This is a genomic window from Shimia gijangensis, from assembly GCF_900142085.1.
Lineage (GTDB): Bacteria > Pseudomonadota > Alphaproteobacteria > Rhodobacterales > Rhodobacteraceae > Shimia > Shimia gijangensis.
This window is the reverse complement of record NZ_FQZQ01000033.1, coordinates 1-26,376: the sequence shown is the minus strand read 5'-3', so window position 1 is coordinate 26,376 and position 26,376 is coordinate 1. Positions and strand designations below refer to the sequence as shown.

Below are 26,376 nucleotides of genomic sequence, written 5' to 3'. Positions count from 1 at the left end.
GCGCTGCTGACATAAAACATCCTCCCAATCAGGATGAATCACAAATCAAACCAAATGGGAATCCCATGATTCAGCTTTCAAGCTCGCCGCTTTAGGTTCCAGATCGAAGACCAGGGTACAAATGGCGGATATCGTTAGCAAACAAACCCGTTCCCGAATGATGGCCGGTATAAAAGGAAAAAACACGAAGCCCGAAATGGTACTTAGGCGGGCGCTTCATGCGCGCGGCTTCCGTTACAGGCTACATTCGGACAATGTCCTAGGGCGTCCTGACCTCGTACTTCCCAAACATAGAGTAGTAGTTTTTGTGCACGGGTGCTTCTGGCATCGTCATGCTGGCTGCCGTTACACAAGCACTCCCTCGACGCGTCCTGAGTTCTGGAAAATGAAGTTCAATGCAAATGTTGCCAGAGATAATGCTGTCCGCGCAAAGCTGTTGCACGATGGATGGCGCGTTGTAGTCATCTGGGAATGTGCACTAAAAAAAGTTGACCAAGTGAACGAGGTGGTGGGACGCTTTACTGGGTGGCTTTCATCCGAGTCTGATGCACTCGAACTTGGTGAGAGGGATGTTTCCCCAACCGACTAGTTTAAATGCGGAAGAAAAATCAAACGCCAGATCCCTTTTTCACCAATTTGTGGATTACCCAATTCGCTCTGATCTGGTATTTCCAATCATTCTCGGAAACGAAGTTCTTCTGGCCAAACCCCAAGCGGGGCGTCGAAAGGGCGTCTACGCACTTGGAAACAAATTTCTTGGATCAAGTCGACAGGCTTACATGCAATGAAATGACCTGTACCAATTTCATTCATCGACTCGGCCACGCAGGGCGCAAGACCAACAAAGCCAGATTGTTAAACCAGCCATCGATCAGTTTCGTGATCCCGAAAGTGGCCGACCAGTTTCTTCAACGCAGATGGCGGCGTCCATCGGTGGCAAACGAAGGGCACTGTTTACTGCGTTCGAAACCCAATTAGGCATCGGCCCGGACAAGCTTCACAGACTGCAACGCCTCTACGCACTTCGTAGAGCACTCATAACTGCGACACCCGAAACAGCTTCAGTATCACAGTTGATGCTAGATTCAGGCTATAGTCATTTTGGTCGAGTCGCGGGCCTTTATCGACGCCCCTACAGAGAAATGCCTTCGGTGACACTGCTTCGCAACGACCGGTGTCTGACGTCAGCGCCAATGGGACAGTTTAGGGTGATCTGGAAGGAGAGGGTTTCTGGCACATCGTAACCACCAAGGAGTGGAGATGAGACAGAAACCCGGAACACGTAAGAGCCACGGTGAGAAAGTCGTCAAGGACATCCGCCGAGCCACCCGCAAACAATACTCAGCGGAAGAGAAGATCAGGATTGTGTTGGACGGTCTTAAGGGTGAAGACAGCATTGCCGAACTGCGCCGGCGTGAGGGCATCGTATTATAGCTGGTCCAAGGAGTTCCTCGAAGTTGGGAAGATACGTCCGGCGGGCTACACGGTGCGTGCAGCGACCGAGGCCAAAAATCTGCGCCGTGCCCGAACCTCAAACTGGAGGATGCTATCTAGCAGTTGACATTTGTCCCCCGTATGTCCCCCAGAAGTGGCTTGAAATCGGTTTTGATTGGAGGTGACGGGGTGTATCTTGTTGATTTTGTTTGGAGGCGAGTACCGGAATCGAACCGGTGTACACGGATTTGCAATGCAATGCGTATCAATTTATCAATTTAAAACAAGAGCTTATGTTTCCAAATTTGCAGTGTGTATCAAGGTGCGCAAATGGAGTGTGCGGATTTTGTGTGAAGCACAGTGTTGAACACAGTAATGCGAAACACTGTGGTTAGCACAGTGTCGACAAACACTTGCGAAAACACAAGGGTTATCATGCAGTTGGCTAAAGCGGCCATTCAGATATTTTGTCTCAGAAGACCGCCAAGCGGACTTTCCCGACTTTCGCCGCAAGAGCTCAATCGGCGCTGCATCAGCGAAGGTGACCTGAAAGAAGGGCGGAAACCCGACAATCACGTCAAATCTCTCCAAGGTCCGCTTTCCAGAAAAACTGCTGTTCCCAATTGCAGGTAGAATTTCTGAACCCTTCTATGGCAGATCCCTCATCACTTTAGATTGGAACGTGTTTAATCGAATAAGGTGCCCAATTCTCGCCCCACGGGCTTGCCTGTTCGAGTTCGTACGCGAGTTCGTACAAAGCTCGATCACCACCAAGAGGAGCAATGAAATGCGAACCAATTGGAAGTCCATCCGTTGAATTCCAAGTCAAAGGTACGGACATGGCGGGATTGCCTGCAAAATTGACTGGGCCGGTGAATTTGAGATTTCCAATACGCTTTCTCATTATCTCCGAAGAATATACCTCGCTAGGGCTAAAATCGGAGTTCAAAACCCCCACAATTGGCATCACCGGGCACAACACCAAGTCAAAATTCGTGAATAGGGCTTTGAAACGTTCAGGAAGCGTCGCAAGATAAGCTTCTGCTCGCTCTGCTTCTTCTGCGGGTGTCTCGGTTGCCTTTGCGGCAAAGCTGGATTGAAAGCCGGTTAACAGCTTGGATTGGGTTACCGAAACGCCAGTCAAGTTCTCAATCATCGCTTTTAGCGGCAGCATTCGCGTTGCAAAGTACGCTGGATAGTATCGAGCAAATACTTCTGTATCTATCGGCCATTGTGCTTCCTCAACCGTGTGGCCAAGGCTTTCCAGCAACCTGACAACCCTCTTTTGGGCCTGCGCAACTTCCTTTGACACATCGACAATGCCCGGAGCGTCGGGAATGAACCCAATTCTGAAACGCTGCGAAGTTGGCCCTTCGACGAAGCCCACAGGAGGATAGAGAAGACCGGATTTGTCCTCGGTCAGGTCCATGAGCCTCGCACTATCGCGCACGGTCCGGCTCATGGTCTGGTTGGTTTTCGTAAGGTCGTGGCCGCCATTTGCTTCGCCCGAAAGCATCCTCAAGCGACTTGGTTTCACGCCGAACAATCCGCAGACAGAAGCCGGTAGTCTATTCGAACCAGCCCCATCTGTTCCATGCACCATCGGAACGATGCCAGCAGCGGCGGCAGCAGCGGCGCCACCACTGGAAACCATAGTGGAATACTCAAGGTTCCAAGGGTTGCGCGTTTCACCAAACAAGTCGTTGTTTGTAGAAAACCCGCCTGCAAACTCTGGTACGTTGGTCATGCCGATAATATTTAGGCCGGCGGCTTCCACAGCATCGACATATTCAACGTTCTTGTCGGGCACATTCGTCGCCAACAGCCAAGAGCCGTCAGTCCTTCGAACGCCACCAACATCAATCATGTCTTTCATCAATATTGGTACCCCGGCAAATGCACTGTCGAGAGGGATTGTTCCTGCTTTTGCCCGCGCGCGTTCAAAGGTCCGTGTGGTCATGAAGTTCAGGACTGGATCAAGTGCATCAATGCGGCGCGCAACAACCTCGACAACTTCCTGCTGAGTAATCTGACCTGACCGGATAAGGCCTGCGAGACCGGTTGCATCGTAACCAACGAGATCATCCGGCTCCCGCGCGTTCGCGAGAAGTGTATTTGCGGAAAGCGAAGGGAGAGCCGCGGTAGATAGAAATGTACCTGAAGACTTCAAAAAGTTTCGACGTGATAGCATTGTTCTGTCTTTCATCCTTCTAAGGAAGCCATCGATATACACCAGCACACTGTTCTGACCAACAACTGCACCGCTGTGCATGAGACCCGCGCAATTAGGCAATGATGCAACTGCGCCCAATCTGGTCTTTTGCTGCACTACCCATATCTTGTCACTACGGCCGGATTGCAGGCCTTCGCTACATTTTCCACGAACGGCGAGTTTGCATGAATAGCCATGCTGTTACCCACCGGAACTTGCAAATGTACTTGTCAAAGTGAACGCAGCGGCCGACTATTATCTCCAGATAATTAGATATTACAAAGCGAACGCGCAGGAGTTTCCTTTATGGCCTATTTTCAGAAGAGCATTATTGCCGCAAGTTTCTCCGCACTCACACTTACGTTTGGTCAGATGGCTTTAGCCCAATCTGATCGGGAAACCCTCACGATCTATACGGCTTCGAAGATTGTAACGATGGACGCAGAGAACCCAGATGCGACTGCCGTGGCGGTGAGAGGAAACCGATTTGTCGCTGTAGGTTCGATGGACGACTTGAAACCGTGGATGGACGAGTACCCCTACGAGATAGATGATACATTTCAGGACAAAGTGCTCATGCCGGGATTGATTGATCCGCATATGCATCCGATGCTCGGTGCAATTCAGTTCAAAACCTTCTGGCTGTCACCCGAAGCATGGGAGCTGCACGACGGTACAGTCGAGGCGACCGTCACGCCCGAAGATTTTCGCAGAAAACTACAAGCGGAGCTGGATCGGCAGAAAGCTGCAGGCGAAACCGGGATGTTCTTTGGCTGGGGCTGGTCGCGTCATTTTCATGACAATCTAACTAGGGCTGATCTTGATAAGATGTCTCCGGAACGCCCTGTAGCGATGATGCAGCGATCCATGCACGAGATCGTGCTGAACACCGCCGCTCTTGATTTTCTGGGGCTTACTGCGGAGGATTTCGGTGATGATCCGCAGGCAAATTGGAAAGACGGCCATTTCATCGAAGGTGCCTTGTTCGATGTCGTCGTTCCACCTCTGGGTCCCATTCTTTTTGAAGAGGATTTTATTGACCCCGGTTATGAACGGACCAATGCGTATCTTCTTTCAAAAGGTGTGACCACAGTTGGTGATATGTCGACTGGGTCAGTGAGTTGGGAATTGGAACTTGCCGCTCTGAAGCGAAACTATTCTGACATCAATACTCCGGTGCGCGTGACGCTCCATCCGGATGCCTACAAATTGCTCGCGCAAAAGGGAACCATCGACGAAACTTTTGATTTTGTGAATGAACAGCTCACCGGGGGTAACCTGCCATATCCAATCTTGGGGGGTAAGCGGATCAAATTGTTTGCCGATGGGGCTGTTTTTGCGTCGCTTATGGTGATGAATGAACCGGGTTACGTCGGATATGGGCAGAACGAATGGATTACGCCGCAAGAGTCGTTCAAGGCGCTGGCCGAAAAATATTGGACAGAGGGATACCGTGTACACGTCCATGTGACAGGTGATGGCGGTGTAGACTTTACACTCGATGTATTTGAGGAACTTCAGGAAAAACACCCACGTTTGCCAAACTCGCTTGTGCTTGAGCACTATGGGTATGCCAATGAGCGGATCAATCGTCGCGTTGCCGAACTCGGCGCGGCGGTGTCCGGCAATCCGTTCTATGTCACTACCTTGGGTGATTTGTACTCCGAAGTGAGCCTCGGCCCAGATCGGGCACGTAAAATGGTGCCTTTGCGCGGGCTGGTAGATCGCGGCGTTGTCGTTGGGTTGCACTCTGACTTTGGCATGGCACCTGCCGATCCTCTGTATCTTGCTTGGGCGGCGATCACGCGGGAAACCTTACAAGGCAAATTGATGAACCCCGACCGCGGCCTGACTATGGATGAAGCCATGCGCGCCATCACGATTGACGCGGCCCATATCCTTGGCTTGGAAAAGGACCTTGGTACAGTCGAGGCGGGAAAGTTGGCCGATCTAACTGTAATGGACAAGAGCCCATATGACGTGGGAGTAGACGGCTTGCGCGACATCAATATCTGGGGCGTGGTGTTTGAAGGCCGAAAGTTTGAATCCACTTCAGAGTAACGTGTGGCTGGCCGTTTCCTTACTAGGCTATTAGTGGCTGTTCGAGTTAACGCAATGCGGACCTTCACAACAATGCGGTCCAAGGTCGGCTCTGGGCCGACCTTACTCGCGTGAATTTGCTGCGGTTGCGAAATGCCGCAACTGCTCGCTCGGCAAAATGGGCTCATACCGGTCCTTAGCTGCGCGATACCTGAAGAACTGCAACGCGGGACAGTGCAGCCGTTGGACTTATTTCCAGAAACGGCAACACTCTCCCCTATGCTGACCTTGCTGGTCAGTCGGCTAATGTCCGGTCTGGGTGGAATTTTGATTTGCCCCCTAAAACCTTCTTTGTTGACTTACAGAAGTGACTATGTGCTCATTTCTGAGGTCCAATTTGGAGGAGGTTTTCATGCGCTCTGTTATTCTGGTATCTGCATCAGTCATCGGACTATCCAACCCGGTTGCTGCGGAATTCAGTTCAGCACAGCATGACTTGATATCTCGGCGCGCTTGTGAAGCTGCAATCTGGGCTATGCCGGCAGTCGCTGCATATGACATCGAGCTTTCTCTACAGCGTGACGCAGGTGCCACCCCCGGCGTCGTGGGTTACATGAGCGCGCCGATGGACGCGCGTCACGGGTTTCTGACAGCAAACGACGTCACGCCCTATACTTTTTCCGGACTTACGACAAAGGACGGGCCCATAGTCATCGAAGTACCGCCTGCCGGAGAAAAGGCTGCGTTCTTTGGAACCATCGTAAACGCATGGCAAGTACCGATTGTTGATGTTGGCACCACTGGTGAAGACGCCGGTTTGGGAGGTCGCTACTTGATCCTGCCTCCAGGCTATGACGGTGAGGTGCCTGAGGAAGGCTATATAATACATCGGTCCAACACCTTTGGAGTTCACTTCGCTTTCCGGCCCGTCGCAAAGAACGGTGGAACCCATGCCGATCAGGCAGCTTATGCTCAAACACTGCAATGGTACTCGTATGGGCAGGCTGATAACCCGCCGCCGACGGAATTTGTGGACACTAAGAAAAACCCTGTAAACACTTTGCCAGTTTACGACATGACCTATTTCACTGACATGAATACAGTCGTTCAAAGAGAACCGGTTCTGGAGCAGGACAAGGTGATGATGGCAATGCTCGCTTCACTTGGCATTGTTCGAGGCGAACCATTCGAACCCGACGAAGAAACGAAATCTGCTCTTCTTGAGGGTCTTGCCTGTGCATATGACTATTTACAGGAAGTTTTTGTTACTGAGGGCGGCGGCTTCAAACAGATTTGGGGCGATCGCCAATGGGGTGCATTCGCAATAAACCCGGAGCAAGCCAAACTTGGCTTCCCCTTCGTGAGTGACACTGAAGTCCTTATTGACCAGCGGGCGGCGCAGTACTTCTATCTCACCTATCTGCCAAAAAACCTCGGAGGCGGGACCTTTTACCTTGGCGGGTTGCGCGACAGTAGCGGCGAGATGCTGAACGGCACTGATACCTACAAATTGACCATTCCCGCTGACACTCCCGCAGAGGATTTCTGGTCGGTCATCGCCTACAGTATGAAGACAAAGGGCTTTTTCCAAGGTGCCGAACGGGTGGGTTTGGCGACGCCGAACTTGCCTGATATGCAGGTAAATGACGATGGATCAGCAGATGTTTTCTTTGCGCCACAACCGCCAGCAGGCATGGAGAACAACTGGATACCGACTGGCGAAGACTTTTTCTTGCTGTTCAGGCTTTATGGCCCAACCAAGGGCTGGCTTGAAAGTGGTTGGAAGCTGCCGGACGTTGTAAGACAGTAAGGATAAATCGCGGACCTTTTTTGGCTGAACAGCCGCGCTGCAGAAGTTAGTGTTGAGTACTTCAACGGATTTTCGTGCAAAAAGCAGCGAAGGTCCGGTTTCCACCCTTACAACCAGTTCGTGCGGATTGCAGCATTTGGAAGAATGGGCTCATACCGGACCTTAGCTGCGCGATACCTGAAGGACCGGTGAGCGGACTTTTCAGCCATCCAGGAACCTTTGCTGAGTGGCCGCTTTTGCGTCGAAGCCAGAAATGTTGAGCAAGCAACACACCCCTTGTGCGTTTCAGAAACGGTTACTTGGTTCCTGCACGCGATCTGAAACACGCTTGGGAAGCGGACAATGCGGTTCTGCCCTAGCCCACTTGAACCTGTGCCTCGAACAGAAAGGTCGCCAACGCTGTTTCCACGTGCTCAACGGAAGATCGATCGTCTTTGGAAAGAGTCACGGTGACGCGCATGCCGCGGCTACCACCGGCAAGGACATCGACGCGTGCATTGCCAAGTCCCAATTCATTCCGCACTAAATCCGTGATCCTCGTTTTGGCGGCGTCACAGCGCAGGCTTGGTTTGTAGATTTTGCCGACCGTCGTCAGGGGAATTGCGTCAACAGGTTGAATGTGTTTGGGCCATGCAGGGCGTTCGTCAATTGAACTCTGGGCATGCTGGTGTAGGTCTTCCTGGCTCACGTCAGCACCCGGTAGCAATTCGACAAAGCAAACCGGTAGTTCCCCGGCATAGGCGTCTGGCATTCCAACAGCCGCAGCCAGTTTGACCGCCGGGTGCGTGGTCATGGCATTTTCAATCATCGCGGGGTCAATGTTGTGTCCACTGCGAATGATGATGTCTTTTGAACGACCTGCAATATAGATGCGCCCCTGCTCGTCTTTGTAACCGAGATCGCCGGAGTTCAGCCGCCCGTCATCAAACACCCCGGCATTGTGGGCCGAGTCGCGGTACCCTGGAGAAATGTGCTCGCCTGTAATCGTGATGGCACCAATTTCGTCCACCCTGCATGGGTCTCCAAAGCTGCCATCTTCGTTAAGGCGAAGGATATCGACCTGGGTGTAGGGCAGGGGCCATCCAACCGACCCGACCGCGCCGCGACCGGACAAGGGATCAATGCTGACCAGCCCGGACGACTCGGTCATTCCAAGGATTTCATGCAGATGCTGCCCGGTCACATCCTTGAAGTGCGCGCCGACGGCCGGGGGCAGCAAGGCTGCGCCGGTGAGACCTGTGCGAATTGCGCTGATGTCGTTGTCTCCCACGGGCACCTGCAAGACGGCACTGATTGCCGTTGGGACACCGCCAACCACGGTCGCTTTGTGCCGTGCGACTAATCGCCAGAACCCTTCGACAATCACCGGGTTACGCAGGCCACCCGGCGACATCACGACAAGCTCGACCCCGGCCATAAAGGCACTCAGGCCGGCAACGATGGTGCCAGCCACATGAAACAGCGGCAGCGTCGCGGTCATGACATCATCTGACCTGTAGCCACACATGGCCGCCCCGCCAAAGGCCGACACCAACTGACTGCGATGGGTGTGTGCGACCAGTTTCGGAACACCCGTCGTTCCACCTGTATGAAAATAGGCTGCGATGTCATCACCACCGCGTGGGTCGCCAAAGATCAGGTGATCATTCGGCTGCTCTGCTAACGCCGAACCGAAATCAATCACCCCTTCGTCAGGCGGAGTTCCAGGGGGCGAGACACGCACAAGAATCAAGCCGGGGATCTGGTCACGCAATTTCTGCGCTTTTTCCCAGATGTCCAGTTGCGGGTGCGGGCCAAGGGCAACCAGAATTTTGGCGCCCGATGCTTTGATCAATTCGCCAATGCTGTCGGGTTGCAGCAAAAAGTTGATCGGAACCGCGTAACCCGCTGTTTCCGCCCCCCACAACGTCGTGTAGGTTTCGATGAGGGAAGGCAGCATGTAGGCGACGCCCGGCGCGGGACCCCCCAGAGTGGAAAACAAGTTGGCGGCGCCCCGGATCATGCCCAACATCTGGCTGTAATCAATCCGCCGCGGCTGTTCGTCTGCCGCACCGGTCATCAGCATGGTGATTGCGGTGGAGGTCGGGTGTTGCGCGGCGCTGGCAATGAACACATCCAGAATGCTACGTTCCGGCAAGCGTTGATCAAGCGTCATTTCAGTTTCAAATCGCTCGAGATCGCCCCGAGTACGAATTGTTCCACCATTCAAAACAGCCATTTTCTCGCTCCCATACAAGTCTGAATTACAATTGTGTTGCCAAGCGGGCAGGTGTTTCGGCGTCAATTATTCACGTCTTTGAAACACCTGCCTTAAAGATTAGGCCGTGCCAACCTTGACGACCATCTTGCCAAAGCTCTTGCCAACCAGGAGATCGTTGAACGCTGATGGCGCATTTTCGAGCCCGTCCACAACCTGCTCTTTATACTGAACTTTGCCCTCCTTGAGCCAGCCCGTCATGTCATCAACAAATTCCTTGTAGGTTTCGGGACCGAAACTGTCGAAAATGATAAAGCCCTGAACCTTCACTTTATTGCGCAGAATTGCCCCCATGACAGCCGGGGCCATATCGGGCCCGTCCGGCAGACCTGTAAGATTGTACCAGGCGACCACGCCGCAGACCGGCATGCGGGCAAACGGATTAAGCAGAGGCAGAACACCATACAGGACCTTGCCGCCGACATTTTCGAAATAGACATCAATTCCATCGGGGCAAGCTGCCGCCAGTTGCTGGGCAAAATCGTCTGCATTGTGATCAATGCACACATCAAAGCCGAGGTTTTCAACGACATGAGCGCATTTTTCCGCACCGCCTGCAATGCCCACCGCACGGCAGCCTTTGATCTTGGCAATCTGACCAACAGTGGCGCCAACCGGGCCGGACGCTGCTGCGACCACGACAGTCTCGCCCGGTTTCGGTTCACCTATTTTCAACAAACCCGCATAGGCCGTGTATCCCGGCATTCCCAAGACACCTAGAGACCAGGAAGGGTTTTGCGGGTTCTCGCCCAGGTTTATGACCATTGACCCATCCGAGATCGCATAATCCTGCCACCCACTACCAGCCAGGACGTAATCACCCGGCTGAAATTTTTCGATATTGGACGTGACGACCTGAGCGACGACCTGACCGGTCATTTCTTCACCGATCTTCACCGGCTCGGCATAGGACTTCGCATCATTCATCCGGCCACGCATGTATGGATCAAGCGACAGATATTCGGTCCGCAGCAGCATTTCACCTGCACCTGGAGCTGGCACGTCTGATGTCTCAAGACGCAGGGTATCTGCATCTGGGGCACCAACAGGGCGTTGAGCAAGGACGATCCGGCGGTTTGTGTCGGTAGTTTGTGTCATGGGTTTCTCTTTTCAGGATGAATGGTTGAGATGCAGGCGGACATCGGCGTTGCCGTGCAAGGCGTTGGAGTAAGGACAAACCTTATGCGCGGCGGTCAGGAGAGATTGTGCCTCTGGTTCAGACAGGCCGACGATGTTTGCATAGAGATCGACATCAAGCCCAAAGCCACCGCTTTCGAGTTGCGCTAAGCCGACTTCAATTGTTGTCGAACACGCCGTTGGTGCCAATTTCATGCGCTGCGCCACCCTCAGCAACGCATTGTCAAAACACGCGCTGTAGCCAAGCGCGAAAAGTTGCTCGGGGTTCACGCCTTCTGTCTTGCTGCCCGGAGGCACTGTGTTTACCTGAAAACTACCGTCATCGAGTTTGCTGACGCCGGAACGCCCACCAGTCGCCGTGGCACTGGTCTTGTATAAGATTTTCAAGGTTTTTCCTTTGGGTTTTGGGAAGGCGGAGGCAACATAAGTTCGGTTGTTTTCATGGCATTCAGAAACGGGTCGCGTGTGCGTGAGAGCTTAGCAATCAGGCTCGCGCCCAACCACATTTCGTACAGCGCCAGACCAAGAAGGGCCGGCTGTACGGTATATGATATTGAGTGGTCCGCCTGCCCATCGACAATCGCTTGAGAAAGGCGTGCACCAATCTGGCGTGTTCCCCTCTCAAGTATGGAACGCATTTCATCCGAGACGTCTGATATCTCTGCGCCAATCTTCACGATCAGACATTGTGCGCAGGCATCTCCCGACGTTTGCGTGCTGATCCAAAGGGACCAGTAGTGCATCAACCGCGCACGCGCATCGGGGCCATCGACGCTTAGTATCTCGTCAAGCCGGAGCAGGTATTGCGTCAGGTATTGCTCAAGCAACTGGCTGCCAAAATCCTCTTTCGAAGAGAAATAATGGTAAAACGACCCCTTGGGCACTGACGCGCTTTTGAGCAGCTCGTTCAGCCCCATACCCGCAAATCCCCGTAGTGCAACGAGGCCTCTGCCAGTGCTAAGGATGTGTTCTTTGGTGGAATCGGTACGAGATTGCATGTGACTTGATGCATGAAAATAGACCAGTCGTCTAGGACCTTGTTTCATCTCCACTGAGTGACGCGGGGAATGTGAACTCCCGGTCCCTCTGATTGCGGAAATTACGCTACGGTTGAGCCAATGGGCGCCATACGAAACAGCTGTGAGGAAATTGATCGCCGCGGCCTCTTGCGTTGATCTCATTTTGGTAGAACGGCCAAGACATCTTCCGACCGCGTCAGAGTTTGTAGATAATGCCCGCTTTCGGTAGTTGTCGCTGACCAGTCGGGGTTTCAAACTGCTTCGCAGGACAAACCGAACCTTCCAAGCTATTTGCTGAGGGTCCGGTTTGCAGATGGAGTACCGTGGCCTAGGTGTAGGCACCTCCCGAGTAGGTCAGTTCATAGCTGTGGCTGTATAACTCAAATACGATCCCGAATGGGTCCTCGACATAGACCATGCGATAAGGCTTTTCATCGGGGAAATACTCTCTGACCGGCATACGTTGTTTGCCGCCTGCAGCAACAATCTTGGCCAGGAGGTCTTCAAGATTTGGATCCTGAATGGCGAAGTGGAACATTCCGTGTTGCCGATAGTCCAAGTTGTTGTCCGGGGCATGATGACCTTCAAACTCAAACAGCTCAAACCCGATGCGGTCGGCCGTGGCGAGGTGTGCGATGCGGATTTTGCCCCACCCTTCACCAAAGACATCACTGCACATTTGCCCGATGTCGCTGTCGTCTTCGGTGATCTGCGTCGGCTCCATGATCACGTAGAACCCTAGAACATCGCGGTAGAATGCAACGGCCCTGTCCAGATCCGGTACAGAGAGGCCAATGTGAGAGAACGTGCGTGGTGTCGGTGTCATAGCGTATCCTTTCGTTCGCGTTGCCTTGTAGATACGCCAGCCGTGACACCAACTGAAATTATCAATATGTATGTTTTAAATAATAGGACGTTATAATAGTGCTGAATGCAACTTGGCTTAATACCTTTACGACGCTTTGTGAAATTGGCCATTTCACAAGGTCGGCTGACACTCTGGGGATGACGCAACCCGGCGTGTCACAACATCTTCGCAAATTGGAGGCGCAAGTCGGCAAGCCCTTGATCGTGCAGGAAGGGAAATCATTCACGCCAACCCCTGCCGGAGAGGCCCTTTTCAAAGTGGGGCTAGCCCGTCGCCAACAAGAACGTGACCTCAAGGAAGTGATACAGCGTGATGACCCGGACGTGGGCGAGGTCAGGATCGGATGCTCGGGCAGTTTTGCCATGTGGCTCTATCCACATCTTCTGGAGCGTTTGCGATTGGCCCCTGAACTTGCGCTCCATCTGACTGCTGCGCCGCAAGGCAACGTACTACGCGGTCTTTTTTGCGGAGAACTGGATCTGGGTATCTTGGCGGGCCAACCCCATCAACCGCAGCTTGAAGCAAAAATGATCTTGCGTGAGGAGCTTTGCCTGGTCGTTCCGCGTTCCATTCAATCTCAAGATGTTGACCTGACCGACTTGAACAAATTGGGATTTGTTGCGCACCCCGACGGGCATGAATATGCAGATGGGCTTCTCGGACGAAATTTCGCTAAAGATTATCAGGGCTCGGATCACCTGAAGACGCGAACTTCCGTCAACCAGATAGGGCAGATACTTACCCCCGTCGCGGAAGGACTGGGATTCGCGATACTGCCCAGATCAGGTATCGATGCATTTGCAAGGCGAAGGGATGTCTCCATACTGGATCTACCCTACAAGCATCACCATGACCTTTGGCTGACCTTCAGGCGTGGCAGGAGTAAATTTGCGCGCATTGCGTCTGTTATAGCTTTGATTGAAAAGGAAGTATGCGCATTGAACTAAGTTATCAAATAGGCGTTTAAGTGCAGAAAGCGGGCATTTGTTCATGCTGCAGCACAAGGCACTTTGGGCTCATACCGGCCGATCGCTGCACTTTGAATGAATGACTGGTTTGTCGGAAAATCGCACCTCAGACCATCTGCGGCACACCTTTCAGCCAGACAGTCTACCAAAATGTAAACTGGTTTGCCTCGGCATGTTCCGCAGTTAAACCAGCCAAATGTTCACACACAGCAGTTTAAGGCCGTTGCCCGCTACACTGGGTGCGGGCTGGTCCCGACCGAAGGATGCACGACGCTTACATCGCGTTCAAACCGCCTAAGTCGCCCATTAGACACTAACGAGCTTGATGCGGGCTGCTTCAAGAATGCGAATGAAATCTTCAACACAGAACCGCCAGTAGCCTTCGTCCAATCGAATATCTGAGTTCTGAGGTTCTGTTTCAGACTTTGGCTTCTCGCCAACTTCCAAGCCAAGTAGCGAGAGTTCGTCAGGTGTGAGTTGACATCTTGCAAACACTGCCTTGTTCGTGGGCTGCCATGCCATAGTCGCAAAGATTTGCTTCTTGTCGGCTCCACGTGCTGAAGTCCAATGCGCCCAAAGGCGCATGTCCCCGCCGTTAGTGGAGGTGTACTTTATTGATGTGTCATTGCGCCGTTCAAAATGTGTGGCGATAGTTTCAAAGAACCCTTTTGCACCATGAGGTGCTTCTTTCAATCGTCGGATGAATTTATCTCTTTTTTCGTCGTCAGTCACTTTGCTCTCCCTGCGAAATAAATTGATCTCACGGTACCGCAGCCAGAGTGGATGGCAAGACGCGTTCAGCATTAACTGAGGCTATCAGGTTTTGCTTTGTTGAATGCTTTCGGTTCCACATGCTTCTTCCGCTTTGAACGCGCCTTTGGCTTGGTTGGACCCGGTATTTGCAACTGACGGGGTTTAGGAATGTGCCACTGACCAACGACTTCGCTTACCAGCACAGCCAGTTCCTCGGAAAACGGGGTGATGCAAAATCGCCAGCCTGAATTGATAAGTACTTCCCCATAGAAATCCGCGCGGCGGATCTTTGGGCACGCAGATCCCATTTCAAATGTAGCATCACACCGACATCCTCTTCGGCGCTCGCCAAACTGCTTCCGCTTGATGGGCGATGGCTTCATCACACAAACTCTTAAGGTGAACAAAACGATCCACCCACGTTTGATGCTCTGCAGAGTCGCTGGCACGCAACCAATCCGCGTAGTAGCCCAGCTTGTTGCTGCAAACGGCCAGCGTCTCGACGCTCGGATTGATCTGATGATAGCGCAACGTTCGGATGTATCCTTCGCTTCGCCCCAGCCAACAACGGCAAAACTCCGGTGTATTTTCTGCTGCGCCTGACTGGATCAATTCGTCCCGCAAATGCTCAATTAGTGTAATGCTCATAGCCGTTCCCCCAAGTATCTCGTCTTCACAATTATTTATCCGAATGAGCGGGGTATTTTCGGTTGCTCTGAAAACCGGTCAGACCATAACACTTGGGTAAGGAGAGACAGATGCCGACCTACTCGCCCAACATGAAACTCTGTGCCACCTGCGCAAATTGGGGTGGGGCTCGCAGAATCGATCCCACTCGTAGTTTTGTTTCCACAGAGTCATCAAATGTGCGCGGTGAATGTTTGGGCGGTGGTCACAACACACAGCAAACGCCATCCGCTGGCACCTGTCAGGCCTTCCGCAAATGGGAGGCATTGCGCAGGTAGCAAACAATGCTGTTGCGAGCTTTAACCTCCTAAAAGAATACCCGTGTTTTGACATAGTGATGATAAACGCTGTGTTTGCGCACGTGTTTTGCAACACAATGTTAAAAACCAGATTGGATCAAACACGTTCAAACCACAGGCTTACCCGTCCGGAAACAGCCGGTTCAAACGCGCGATCTCCTTGTCCTGCCATTTGTTGCGGCGATGGATGCGTTGCCTCAGCTCCTTAAAGTCAAGCTCAAGCGCATGAGGGCATTTCTCATGGGTTGGAAACCGCCCACGGGCCGCGTTCTCCGCAATCATCCTGCCGCGCAACAGAGCACGGCTAGCAATGATGGTCAGCATTTCCCGATCATAACGATCTGCCTCGCTGATATCGGCGGCACTCGGGTCAAGTACAGGACTGTACGTCATGCTGATTTTCGCATGCGCACCCACCCGCCAGAGTGATCGCCGATGCCATGCACTACGGAACCAGACCATTCTAAGATAACGCATCAACGCATCTCGATGATGGCGTTGCCCGACCAATGGGTACTTGACCGCTGGTTCAATCAATTTGCGACGTTCGGGTTTGATTTTCGCCAGCTGTTTTTTGATCTGCCGATTGATTTTTCCTTCAGGAAGGCCAACTGGAATTGCCAAGAGCAATGTGCGCTGCCGCCCCTGCTCAACCCAATCTTCATTAAAGTAGTCGCTGATATTGGCACCCATGTCAGGTGTGTTTTGAGTTTGATGCGGTGCATATCCAACGCGGGTCACTTCGGGGGGCATGCCTTGGTGTCCGAAGTGCTTGAGGCCCACATCCTTCCACCACAGTCGGAACAGTGCCTCCTGAGTGTCGCCCAGATCATCGTAGACCGACAGAACACGCTCAAAGTCTAAAGGTAGCTTGCCTGTTTCGATATTTTTGCCGGACCTATGAAGTCGAGCGAGTTGGTAGCTTGGGCTGATCGCCAGGTATTCGAACCAAAGCAAGTACATGCCGATCTCACTGACCCAGAGGCCACCACTTCGACGATCTTTGGCGGTGAGTTCGCCGATGGTGTTGGGCAAGCGTGAAGGCATAGCCCCAACCTAGCAAAAATTGGTCCACCCTAACAGTTAAGAATAAAATCAAGGCTGTTATCCATGTACCCTGTTTATCTCAACTACATCTCTCTTCGTCGAAATCACGACACCAAACTTAACTCACAGAAGAGAGAAAACTTATGACTAAACAAAGCGAAGCCAAAACCAACACCAAAATGCTGCGCGCAGAAATCAAACGCCTGCACAATCAGCGCGTTGTCTGGCAAGAAGGCGTCTACAAGCGCAGTAACGAAGCCCTCTATGAAATCCTCGAAGGTTGTCACACGCTGCTTGTTCAGTTGCGCGCTGAACTCAAACTTCGCAAACAACTCAATGAAGCACTCGAAAAAGAAGGCTTTGAGGTGCGCAGCAACACCAGCATCGAACTCAAAGTTGTTCGCGCCATCTTCGGTGCCGAGAACAATCGCATCCACGCTTACACTCGCGTGTTGCAGGTGGCGAAAAAAGAACTACCCAAAAACTGGACACTGAAGGAGTGGATTGAAGAGCGCGACGGTGTTGAAGAAGTCCGCCGCACACCAAAAACTGGTCCGTCACTTGCCGAAAAAGCCAAAGAGCGTCGCTCGAAAGCTGAAGCAGTCCTTTATGACACTGATGCAATCGGATCTCGCTTTAAGCCGAGTGACAATCTGCAACCTCTCGAAGGTGGTGATTATGGTTTTTCAGTCGCACTGGTTCGGGTCGATGGAGATGGCAAAGCAGCCATTGTGTTTGGGTCCAACAAGAACGCGCTTGTAAAGGCTGTTTTGACTGAAGCGGGTAAGCAGATCGAAGACGATGCCGGCAGTGCTGATGTTCCTTCAAAACAAAGCAAGAAGCGTAAAGAGCGCGATGCCGTTCTTGATGCTGAAGATCAAGACTTTGACGCCGACATCGATCTCGCAGCCTAAGCCCCAACAACATGAGCGGCACAGAGCCGCTCATGCTTCCCCTTTCCAATTTCATCATCAAGCAGGAGAATAATGATGATCTTTCAAAACAAATATGCCCCCCAGACATTCAATGACCTGATCTTCCCAGATCGCAACACACGCCAACGCATCAAAGAATTCGCATGCAACGAACGTCATGGTAGCCTAATCTTCCATGGGCCATACGGAACAGCCAAAACTACAATGGCTAGAATGGTCGAGCAGATGAGGACGTCAGGCTTAGAATACGGCAGCGTCGATTTCTACAGAGCATTTGACATGCAACACGAAACATTCAAACGCATTTCGAATACACAGGTTTTGCAACGCAGATGTGGCGTCGAGATGCCAGTGACAATTGTTGATGAGATCGACCAAGTAGACAAAGGTTTGCAGTATAAGTTTCGGTGGGAAATTGATATGAATTGCGATCAAGGTTGCTTTGTCTTTACAACCAACAACCTTCATAATGTTGACCCTGGCCTCGTAGATCGTTGTGATGTCGTTGAACTCCCAGCCTCAAATACTCAGCACTGGTTTGACCGTGCACGTTGGATTTTGGACAAAGAGGGCGTAACAATGTCTGACGGCAAACTTCAAGCTTTGCTCGACACGTGTGATGGCAGTATTCGTGATCTAATGCGCGCCCTCGAAGATGCAGTGCTGCGACAGCCTGCCAACACGCCAACGCCGCCGACGCCGCAGTTGCAGGTCATCTCATCCAAATAATCACACAACTCAAAAGGGCAGGCAGCAATGTCTGCCTTTTTCTCACGCAACAACACTGGCGTTAAACACCGTTGTATAAACACTGTATTTAGAGACTGTGTTTTATTTGGTTGAGCCCTCACATCGCTACCAGAATATTGAACACAAGATTGATCCAATTATCTGATATATATACGTTTTCGGTCGTCCTGCGTAATATCTGACAATACGCTTTTGCTGTCACTGAACAGTAAGGAGCGACACATGACACATCTGGCAAAGCTGACATTCAAGTCAGTCACACGCAGTACCAAACGAGATCCCATTACAGCGCGACGTGAGAAATTGGTGACTGGGCTGAACGAACAAAAACTGGTTCATGCCGCAGCACTCAAGGGCGAAGAACATCTCACTGAGAAATCCAAATGGGTGCAAAACGAGCAAGGCGAACGGGTGATGACCAAGATCAAGCGTCAGGTGCGTCCGTGGTTCTTTGAGCAAGATGGCGGGTGGTATGTGCAATGCCGATATGGGGCACGTGTGATTGCTGCCGATGGCACCAACAATGCTGTGTTCGTCAAGACCCTCAAAGACGTGGGTTCGGTTATCGATGCTTTCATTGCTGCCGCTGAAGCCGGTGAGTTGGACAAAACAATCAACAAAGCGATGGAACGCAAGCCGCGTGTAAAGCCAGGAGCGGCGAGGGCGTCGGTCAATGCATGACGAGAACGCCACCCAAATGGCAGCACTTAATGGTCAGGCTCGGCGTTCGTTTGACGGATGTCGGGTCGTGATTACGCAAGGCATTCAGGCACTCGGTGAGGCATCAATCTCATCTGTCTTATCTGCTGTACGTCAGTTCGATGCATTCACATGTGACAATGATCCGTTCGGCGAACAAGACTTTGGGCAGATCACACATGATGGCCACAGCATCTTTTGGAAATTCGATTATTACGACTTAGACTTCACCATGCATTCGCCTGACCCAAGTGATCCCTCTGTCACAGCACGGATTTTGACGGTGATGTTGGCGGAGGAATACTGAACTCAGAAAACGCCATTTTTCATTTGCTGTGCTGTTTGAACACTTAAACATATCTGCTGCGCATCTATGTGCTGCTTGCCTTGTTCGCGCTTGCTTTCGCTGCACCTCACAAAGCATCGCTGCATTCTTTAGTTCGAACACGTATGATGAAATGTAATTTTGATTTGAAATGATCGAATGTAATTCATTGGGATCTGCAATGAGCCATCAGACCAACGCCTGTATCGGCGTCAGTCTAAAAGCGCATCGCTGCAATCTGCAGTCGCACACCAGGCTGTATTACTGAACCCGTTTCCGGGAAGAGCAGGTTTTGCTATCATCTCTATTACCAGCTACCACGCACACACAGGACCCATACAGCAGGGCTGTCCTGTACGTTGACGGTTCTCTTACGAGGTTGTCATCCGTCTCACTTGTTTCACCCATTACTGGGTTACCCACCATTACGACAACACAAGGTTTCATCTTCCTCTGACACGCGGGGAAGGAGCCTTTAGGCATCCCATCTCTGGGGTAGTGTGTTGAAGCAGACAACGAGCAGTCCGTTTGCGCACCGTCTCACATCAGAACGGGTTTGCAGCACTATTACAGTCGGCGTGCCAGCCTTGATCTCGTTTGTTGCGCCTGTGTTGAGCCTGTTTCTGCCTACATGTTTATTTATCAACGAGCGCATAAAACGGTGTGAAATGCGGTTCTTTTCACAGCGGTGCGCCCTAGCGGACCACAGAACACTGGCGACCCGCAACTTGCCGTGCAAACATTCCACATGATCGAATTCAACGTACTACCGGACGACCACCCCGATTTGACCTATTCGCCACTCCTGAGAGCGGCACTGCTGACATTACAATTTGCCGAAGACAACGGCGGGATCGGATTGACGCAAACCAAGGCGTTCAAACGTACCTTCGTGAAATGGGCAGCAGATCACTTTGATTGGCCGAGTATGAGCAGTGAAAAGCTGTACCGTTACAGCAAGGTGCTCAATGAATACGACTTCCCACCATTGGAACTTCTGCACTTCCTGTTGGTCGAACTCAAGCTGGGACGGCATTACAAAGGCGAGTTCAAAATCACCAAACAGGGCAAAGAACTCGTTCAGCACCCGACTAAACTGTTTGTCGAGCTGATCCCCTTCTATGTGCTGAATATGGACCATGCCAGCTACAGCCGGTTTGACGATCAACCCTTTGGCACATGGGACATTTGGCTCAACGTGGTGAATGTTGAGATTGACCAAGGCGCTACTGAGCAACACCTGTTCAGCGTATTCTACGAAGAGCCACAAAATGACGACAAAGCACATTGGCGCGAAACCGCTGCATTTTCCTCATGTGTCCTGCGTCCATTAGAATGGGCTGGATTGATCTACAGCCAAGACGCTGAAAGCGGTGATCGGAAAGAACGGCACTACTTCAAAACGCCGTTGTGGCGTTCAGCCCTGAAACTGGATTTGGACGACACTCTTGAACCCATTCAACAGCACTAGCGATGCACGGCACGAACCCAGCAAATTGGAAACCTCATAGAACAAGCATTCTATGAGATTTTCGCCTAAGTCATTGTAAAATATAGAGTTCAATGCTGAGCTGATTTCGGTCGACCAACCAAAACCTCAGACTTTACAGTAGTTTGTAGCAAAGGATTAGGTTTTGAGGGGTTTTGCTCATGCGCCAAGCACAGACACTGAACGAAGCTCAATTGCGTCGTGTTTTACACTATTGCCGCAGTCGACGTCATCCGATCAGAGATCAGACGATCATAATGGTCAGCTTCTATGCTGGGCTGCGGGCCAAGGAGAATGCTGCGCTGACTGTGGGCGACGTGTTTGACGAGGAAGGCGCAGTTCGCGAGCAGTTCATCTTGCAAGCGGCACAAAGCAAAGGTGGCAAGACCCGCACTGTGTTTCTAAGCCAGCGCTTGCGTAAAGCGCTTGCCGAATACGGCAGGTTAATCCGACTGAGCAATGCCACCCGGCCTTTGTTCGAAAGCCAAAAAGGCGGGCACTTTTCAGCCAACACCATGTGCCAGCTATTCCTCGACATCTACAAAGCCTGTGGTCTCAAAGATGCCAGCAGCCATAGTGGTCGGCGCACATACATCACGCGACTGGCGAATAAGGGCGTCGGTGTGCGCTTGTTGGCCGAACTTGCTGGTCATAGCCACATATCGACAACACAGCGCTACATTGACGTAAATGCAGATCAACTCAGTCAGGCCGTCGAACTGCTTTGAGATTTACTCGAAAGCGGACCTTAGGAGGTACACACGGCGATGTTTTCCAAGCGGACAAAGCGATCTTTCTATTTTTATCGGCTCGCCCAGTGACGCCAGTCAGATGCGCTGCTCAGGAGACTTTTGATTTGGAATTCTCCTCGCCGAAACTTGGCCCGACGGTCTCCAGCCAATTAACAAATGCAGCAACTGCCGGACGAGGCTTCCAAGGCGGCATGACTATAAAATATCGTGACATACTAGTGACTGGGATGGGGGCAATTTTGAGCGTTTTTGCCCTGACTTGGGCGCGTACGTCGATCTCGCTTTCAACAACTAACCCCATGCCTTCCTCCGCTGCGCGAATTTCGAGAGACGGGTCGCCAATCTCTAAAGTTTTGATGGCGCTGGTGTCGATCCCGGATTCCTTTAGGGCTTCTCGTTCCCAGAAGCTGCTGCTCGGGATCAGCCAAGGAACTTCATCCCAATTGGTTGCAGGGTCGTCGACGAGCGAAGATGCTGCAAAGGCCCGGGTAGGACTTTCTAACAACAGCCGGCACTTTAAGTCTGGCCAGTTTCCGTCTCCTGCCCTGATGCCGATATCGAAACCCTCGGCGACAAGATCAATAGGATCGTCCGTTGGAGCGAACGAGATTTCGATTCTTGGAGCCGTACTCCAAAACTCCGCTATCCTTGGAAATATGACTGCCTCGGCAAAGTATGCCGTGGTTGTCACTCGCACTGGTCGGCTCCTGTCTTTTTCTTGAAGAGTTTCGATGCCTTCAGCAATTGCCGCAAACCCATTCGCCAAGGCGTTCGCAAGTTCTTGACCCTCAGATGTAAGGCTCACACCTCGTGCAGAGCGTTCAAGCAATTGCATTCCAATGAACTCTTCGAGGACACGGACCTGCTGCGCCACTGCCGCGTGAGTTACATTGAGTGATCGGGCTGCTGCAGAAAAGCTCTTTGCTCGGGCTGCCGCCTCGAATGCCCGAAGCGAAGTTAGGGACGGTAGTTTTGTCCAGTCCAACGTCATGTTGAAAGATCACCTTTCATCCAAATAGAATTTCTGATTCGCGGATATTGGCAGATTACTATCATAATCGTCTTGAAAATCGCGCACCTAAGGAGAGTTTCAATGATGGTTCCGAACACAGACCTGTTACGTGCAGTTTCAAAGTATGATGCCAGCGGTCGCCCGCGCCCTGGTTATTTCCCTGATTACAGGATGCCAGTAGTGAAACAGCGCGGAGACCAGCGTGGCAGTTTGGCTTCTCTGATCCAGTTTTTTCTATTGTGGACCCAGTCTCAACAAACGCTCAAAAAGGCCGGTCATCGGTGACGTTGAGAGGTCTTTTCGCAGGGCCGATTCAATGCTTTGGCGATGTATGCCGCTCTAACCGCTCTCTCTGTTCCAACAAGGCCATCATTTCCGATGCAACGGGTTTTGGCGGAAAAATGAGAGTGCAGATTTCTTGAGTTTTTCAACACAATGGGCTCTTTTCGGGCTTTAGCTGCGCTCATCACCAACGTCCGCTTCACGTAATCAGTGTAAAACTTTGATCAATCCTTCCTCACTGAGCCGCTCTTCCTCAAACGCAGCGAGCGCACGTAACCGCAGATCTTCGGATAGTTTGTATTCGTCACGTGCAACACCAAGTGCAGCGAGCAGAGCAGGCTCAGAAAGTGTGCCTGCGTCAAATAAATCGAAGGCTTTTTCCGTTGCGGATAGGGCAGGGCTTTCTCGTTTCTCAACTGTGTTTGCGGAAGTGTTTTCGAACACGGTGTTTGCGGCACTGACTTCTGCATCCTCCTTTACTGCATCACGCGCGTCTTGATCTGCACGTCCTGAGTGCTGGGCGGCATTCATGAACGGTGAAAGCTTGCTGTAGAAGCGATCAATAACGCCAGTGCCACTGCCCATTTGTCTGCTAAGTGCGTGGGTGCTGACACCGCGCTGCAGGTCGAGCGTGGCGTAGAAATGCCGCCAGCTGTACAAAGTTCGCTTCTTACCATCTGCGCCGTGGCTCAAATTATTTGCTTTCAAAAAGCTTTCAAAGTTTCTGGATAGGTTGGCCCGCGCTGCCCTTTCATCATCGCGGGTTTTGAACACGTAGTCGTCGATCTTTGCGTCAATCACCTCATCTAGCGTCTTTCCAGAAAGCTGGGGGCTGAGCTCGATTTGCCTCTCAAATGGGCGCTTAGCGCGATCCCTTGCAATCAAAGGGCGCTTACCAGTTTTGCCATCTACATAAATGCCGAGATACGTGTCCTTGCCATCATTGACCCACAGCAGATTGTTCCACTTAAGGTTCAACGCTTCGGTGCCATGCCGCATCCCTGTGTTGGCCAAGATCAGCACGTAGTTGCGCAGCACCTCACGTGTCGCATAAGTCTTCTCGTTGCTGGTCGCTTTGGGCCAAGATCGAAGGCCTTTGTAGATCGTTTCATATTCTTCGAGTGTGAAACTACCACGGCTTTCAGTTTTTGTTCCGTCATTGATGGGCTTGGGGCGAATGGCATGGGTGATCCAACCGCGTTGCTCTGCTTCATCCAGAACTCGGTTTAACGCCGTGTTGTGGGTGTTGATCGTGCTGTGATGTGCTTTACGGCCCAGCTCTTGAGTGCGCCACTTGCCAAACTCGATCAGCGACTTCGTGTTGATACTGGCGACATCATAGTTGCCAAAATAGGGGATCAGGTATTTGTCGATGGCCGTGATGTAATCTTTGAACACGATGTTGCCGCCGCCTGCGTCCAGTTCTGATTGCATGCGATCACGTGCAAACACAGCCACACGACGGAACTTTCGGGTGCTTTGAGGCAACTTGTTTTTCAGCCTGTCTTCGGCGGTGTAGAAGAACTTCATCGCCACCGCGGCGGCTTTGTCTTGATCTTCAGTCTTGGTGGAAAATCGATGCCACGAGCCATCGGCCAGCTTAACACGCGCCTGCCACTTGGAACTGCGTTCGCGCTTGTCTAGCCGAACGTGCTCGTTGATGCGGATGGCCTTGGTGCCCTGTGACATACCTGTTTCCCTGCCTTGCTTTCAGCTTATTGCCGAAAAGTGTGTAGGAAAACAGAAAGTGTGTATGAACCGACGGTGCTCGACACATTCGACTTGGAGCCACTTATTTGGTTTGGCAAGAAAAGAAGCTTCAGCCCGAATCCAATGGCTTGTGAATTCGGCGCGATGGGCGGATTCCGGACTTTCTCCGCAGGCGCGAACCGATCAAGCCGCTCCGTTGATAGCCGACATCCACATTTGCTTGAAACCGAGATGTTCGCTGCACTGCCGCAAGGCGGCAAGGAGCCCAAAGCCGCCAGAACACCTTTCGGTTATTGCTCCAAGAATCTGGAAACTTCGTTCAGGAAACGCTCAAGACTTGGGTCATCGGCGAGCATTACGTGATTGCGCCCTTCGAGTGGAATGAATCTGGCATTGGGAATACCTGCTGCCATCCGTCTTCCCTCTTCAAATGGGGCTCGGGCATCTTCACGCACGTGAAATACAAGCGTCGAAGCTTGAACGTTGGACAGTTCGGTGGAGATATCGATGCTATCGATTGCAAGTTGGATACTCGCCGCGTTCTCGGGTGGCGTTGCTTTCCTCTGTAGATTTGTGAAAGCTGACAACTGGTCCGCATTTGCATCTGGCATGAAAAACGCGCCGAACATACGAACGTATGCGTCTAGCTCTTTCCCCCAGCCCTCTCTAATCAAGGTAATAAAAGCGTCACTTTCTGCAATCTGGCCCTTGGAACCTCTCATCCGGCGACCACGTGCGTATCCACCGCACAAAACCATCTTATTGACTCTATTGGGGTTCCGAGCAGCAAAAGCTGCCGCGACAGCCGCACCTTGAGACTGCCCGACAAGTGAAACCTGTTCCAAACCAAGTGCGTCGATGACGGTCGTTAAATCTAGTACGGATGAGTTCAGCGAAAAATCTTCTACCTCTCGATCCGACAAACCGCTGCCACGCGCATCATATCTGATCACTTGTTTGTTTGGAGAAAGCACCCGAACAAATTCACGCCGCATGGGTATCTGGACATCCAGCTCAAGGTGAGTGAGCCAATTGGAAACCGATACTACAGGAGGGCCCTCACCAGTTGTCGCATATGCAATTTGAACGCCATCGGGTGTTTCACAAAATTGGATGTCTTGCTTAAAAGATAGTGTTTTGGCTGGCGTTTTAAGCATTTCTTGATTTCGGCGTACTTGGAAAACTTGCACCGGTTGGGGAATGTTCTTCACCAGACACGGGCCCAAATCGATTAATTTAATAGTATCGCTGTTATTTAAGTGCTCACGGACATTTCCTGAGATGCATACCGAACCCGGTTCAGCGAGACTCTCCATTCGAGCTGCAACATTCACTCCGTTCCCGAACAAATCCGTACCAGCAACGATGACATCACCCAAACTAATCCCGATGCGCATTTTGATTGCGACATCCTCGCTGTCCTGTTGCTCCTCCTTTTCGAGCAGTGTTTGAAGCTCAACTGCGCAATCAACGGCCTGATTTACACTTGTAAATTCGACGAGCGCACCATCTCCCATCATCTTGAAAATTCGACCTCCGTGACGTTTCACAGTTGGCCTGAACAACTCTGCCAAAACGCTTTTGAGACGTGAATGTGTTCCCAATTCATCGAGAGCCATCAACCGTGAGTAACCGACAACATCCGCCGCCAAAATGGCCGCTAGTTTTCTCTGACCTTGGAACTGAGCCACACCGCCCTCGCTATTTTCATACTCCCTCGTGATCTGAGGGCAACCCAGCGAATGTACAATGTATGGCTGTTTTAGGAAATGCAGAATATTGGTGGCTGCCCCTACTAAAGCTACGCGCTTTTAACCTGATGCATACCCGGCCTCGCAAAAGTAGTTCCAGCATTCTTGCGGTGTGAACATGTCGCAGACTTCGGCCAATG

Annotated in this window: 23 protein-coding genes and 1 pseudogene; 12 read left to right on the top strand and 12 right to left on the bottom strand. The window is 51.8% G+C overall.

The features are described 5' to 3' along the window. Nucleotides 1–121: 121 nt before the first annotated feature. Together BUC32_RS18710 and BUC32_RS18700 are read left to right on the top strand one after the other, a co-directional pair. Entirely contained in the window at nt 122–589 is a 468-nt protein-coding gene (locus BUC32_RS18710; protein WP_073256705.1) for a very short patch repair endonuclease, read from the top strand. A 671-nt stretch (nt 590–1,260) separates the two neighbouring features. Beyond that, nucleotides 1,261–1,522, top strand: a pseudogene (locus tag BUC32_RS18700) (IS3 family transposase); the annotation flags it as partial. A 582-nt stretch (nt 1,523–2,104) separates the two neighbouring features. Here the strand turns inward: BUC32_RS18700 and BUC32_RS18695 are convergent. Next, the gene (locus BUC32_RS18695) at nt 2,105–3,763 is read right to left on the bottom strand and encodes an amidase (protein ID WP_175556972.1); all 1,659 of its coding nucleotides are present in this window, start codon (nt 3,761–3,763) and stop codon (nt 2,105–2,107) included. A 189-nt stretch (nt 3,764–3,952) separates the two neighbouring features. On the opposite strand from BUC32_RS18695, the gene BUC32_RS18690 reads away from it, so the two are divergent. Beyond that, complete coding sequence (locus BUC32_RS18690; protein WP_083599412.1) at nt 3,953–5,707, top strand: amidohydrolase; 1,755 nt, start codon at nt 3,953–3,955, stop codon at nt 5,705–5,707. Nucleotides 5,708–6,098: 391 nt separating this feature from the next. Continuing rightward, nucleotides 6,099–7,496: a DUF1214 domain-containing protein gene (locus BUC32_RS18685; protein WP_073256692.1), complete on the top strand. Its 1,398-nt coding sequence runs from the start codon at nt 6,099–6,101 to the stop codon at nt 7,494–7,496. A gap of 355 nt (nt 7,497–7,851) precedes the next feature. Here the strand turns inward: BUC32_RS18685 and BUC32_RS18680 are convergent, their stop codons facing one another. The 5 genes from BUC32_RS18680 to BUC32_RS18660 form a co-directional block, all read right to left on the bottom strand. Further along, a complete protein-coding gene (locus tag BUC32_RS18680) occupies nt 7,852–9,714 on the bottom strand; it encodes an AMP-binding protein (protein WP_073256689.1) in 1,863 nt (620 codons plus the stop codon). A 99-nt stretch (nt 9,715–9,813) separates the two neighbouring features. Then, on the bottom strand, nt 9,814–10,851 hold the full coding sequence (locus BUC32_RS18675) for an NADP-dependent oxidoreductase (RefSeq protein ID WP_073256686.1): 1,038 nt from the start codon (nt 10,849–10,851) through the stop codon (nt 9,814–9,816). Between the two features lie 12 nt (nt 10,852–10,863). After that, nucleotides 10,864–11,277, bottom strand: a complete 414-nt coding sequence (locus BUC32_RS18670; protein WP_073256683.1) for an organic hydroperoxide resistance protein — start codon at nt 11,275–11,277, stop codon at nt 10,864–10,866. After that, nucleotides 11,274–11,888, bottom strand: a complete 615-nt coding sequence (locus BUC32_RS18665) for a TetR/AcrR family transcriptional regulator (RefSeq protein WP_073256680.1) — start codon at nt 11,886–11,888, stop codon at nt 11,274–11,276. The genes BUC32_RS18670 and BUC32_RS18665 overlap by 4 nt, the downstream gene beginning before the upstream one ends. 349 nt (nt 11,889–12,237) lie before the next feature. Further along, a complete protein-coding gene (locus tag BUC32_RS18660) occupies nt 12,238–12,735 on the bottom strand; it encodes a lactoylglutathione lyase family protein (protein WP_073256677.1) in 498 nt (165 codons plus the stop codon). Nucleotides 12,736–12,833: 98 nt separating this feature from the next. Between BUC32_RS18660 and BUC32_RS18655 the strand changes: the two genes are divergently transcribed. Next, complete coding sequence (locus tag BUC32_RS18655; RefSeq protein ID WP_073256674.1) at nt 12,834–13,724, top strand: LysR family transcriptional regulator; 891 nt, start codon at nt 12,834–12,836, stop codon at nt 13,722–13,724. Nucleotides 13,725–14,051: 327 nt separating this feature from the next. Here the strand turns inward: BUC32_RS18655 and BUC32_RS18650 are convergent, their stop codons facing one another. From BUC32_RS18650 to BUC32_RS18635, 3 genes are all read right to left on the bottom strand, one after another. Next, complete coding sequence (locus BUC32_RS18650; protein ID WP_139280790.1) at nt 14,052–14,477, bottom strand: hypothetical protein; 426 nt, start codon at nt 14,475–14,477, stop codon at nt 14,052–14,054. 342 nt (nt 14,478–14,819) lie between these two features. After that, on the bottom strand, nt 14,820–15,146 hold the full coding sequence (locus tag BUC32_RS18640) for a DUF6626 family protein (RefSeq protein WP_083599410.1): 327 nt from the start codon (nt 15,144–15,146) through the stop codon (nt 14,820–14,822). Nucleotides 15,147–15,604: 458 nt separating this feature from the next. Continuing rightward, nucleotides 15,605–16,531 carry a hypothetical protein gene (locus tag BUC32_RS18635; RefSeq protein ID WP_073256664.1) on the bottom strand — a complete coding sequence of 309 codons (927 nt, stop codon included), beginning with the start codon at nt 16,529–16,531 and terminating at the stop codon, nt 15,605–15,607. Nucleotides 16,532–16,710: 179 nt separating this feature from the next. On the opposite strand from BUC32_RS18635, the gene BUC32_RS18630 reads away from it, so the two are divergent. From BUC32_RS18630 to BUC32_RS18605, 6 genes are all read left to right on the top strand, one after another. Next, nucleotides 16,711–17,445, top strand: a complete 735-nt coding sequence (locus tag BUC32_RS18630; RefSeq protein ID WP_139280789.1) for a hypothetical protein — start codon at nt 16,711–16,713, stop codon at nt 17,443–17,445. A gap of 75 nt (nt 17,446–17,520) precedes the next feature. After that, nucleotides 17,521–18,195 (top strand): AAA family ATPase, encoded by a 675-nt coding sequence (locus tag BUC32_RS18625; protein ID WP_175556971.1) that lies wholly within the window; start codon nt 17,521–17,523, stop codon nt 18,193–18,195. 243 nt (nt 18,196–18,438) lie between these two features. Continuing rightward, nucleotides 18,439–18,897: a DUF6641 family protein gene (locus BUC32_RS20745; RefSeq protein ID WP_073256655.1), complete on the top strand. Its 459-nt coding sequence runs from the start codon at nt 18,439–18,441 to the stop codon at nt 18,895–18,897. Beyond that, nucleotides 18,890–19,222: a DUF3768 domain-containing protein gene (locus BUC32_RS18615; protein WP_073256652.1), complete on the top strand. Its 333-nt coding sequence runs from the start codon at nt 18,890–18,892 to the stop codon at nt 19,220–19,222. The genes BUC32_RS20745 and BUC32_RS18615 overlap by 8 nt, the downstream gene beginning before the upstream one ends. A 766-nt stretch (nt 19,223–19,988) precedes the next feature. After that, a complete protein-coding gene (locus BUC32_RS18610) occupies nt 19,989–20,711 on the top strand; it encodes a hypothetical protein (protein ID WP_073256649.1) in 723 nt (240 codons plus the stop codon). A 179-nt stretch (nt 20,712–20,890) separates the two neighbouring features. Continuing rightward, complete coding sequence (locus BUC32_RS18605) at nt 20,891–21,457, top strand: tyrosine-type recombinase/integrase (RefSeq protein WP_073256646.1); 567 nt, start codon at nt 20,891–20,893, stop codon at nt 21,455–21,457. 112 nt (nt 21,458–21,569) lie between these two features. Here BUC32_RS18605 and BUC32_RS18600 read toward each other — a convergent pair whose 3' ends face one another. After that, nucleotides 21,570–22,472 carry a LysR family transcriptional regulator gene (locus BUC32_RS18600; RefSeq protein WP_073256643.1) on the bottom strand — a complete coding sequence of 301 codons (903 nt, stop codon included), beginning with the start codon at nt 22,470–22,472 and terminating at the stop codon, nt 21,570–21,572. Nucleotides 22,473–22,574: 102 nt separating this feature from the next. Here BUC32_RS18600 and BUC32_RS20500 point away from each other — a divergent pair, with 102 nt between their 5' ends. Beyond that, nucleotides 22,575–22,778 (top strand): hypothetical protein, encoded by a 204-nt coding sequence (locus BUC32_RS20500; RefSeq protein WP_139280788.1) that lies wholly within the window; start codon nt 22,575–22,577, stop codon nt 22,776–22,778. Nucleotides 22,779–22,982: 204 nt separating this feature from the next. Here the strand turns inward: BUC32_RS20500 and BUC32_RS18595 are convergent, their stop codons facing one another. Beyond that, the gene (locus tag BUC32_RS18595) at nt 22,983–24,464 is read right to left on the bottom strand and encodes a tyrosine-type recombinase/integrase (RefSeq protein ID WP_073256640.1); all 1,482 of its coding nucleotides are present in this window, start codon (nt 24,462–24,464) and stop codon (nt 22,983–22,985) included. A gap of 311 nt (nt 24,465–24,775) precedes the next feature. Further along, entirely contained in the window at nt 24,776–26,176 is a 1,401-nt protein-coding gene (locus BUC32_RS18590) for an alpha/beta fold hydrolase (protein WP_073256637.1), read from the bottom strand. Between the last annotated feature and the right edge of the window lie 200 nt (nt 26,177–26,376).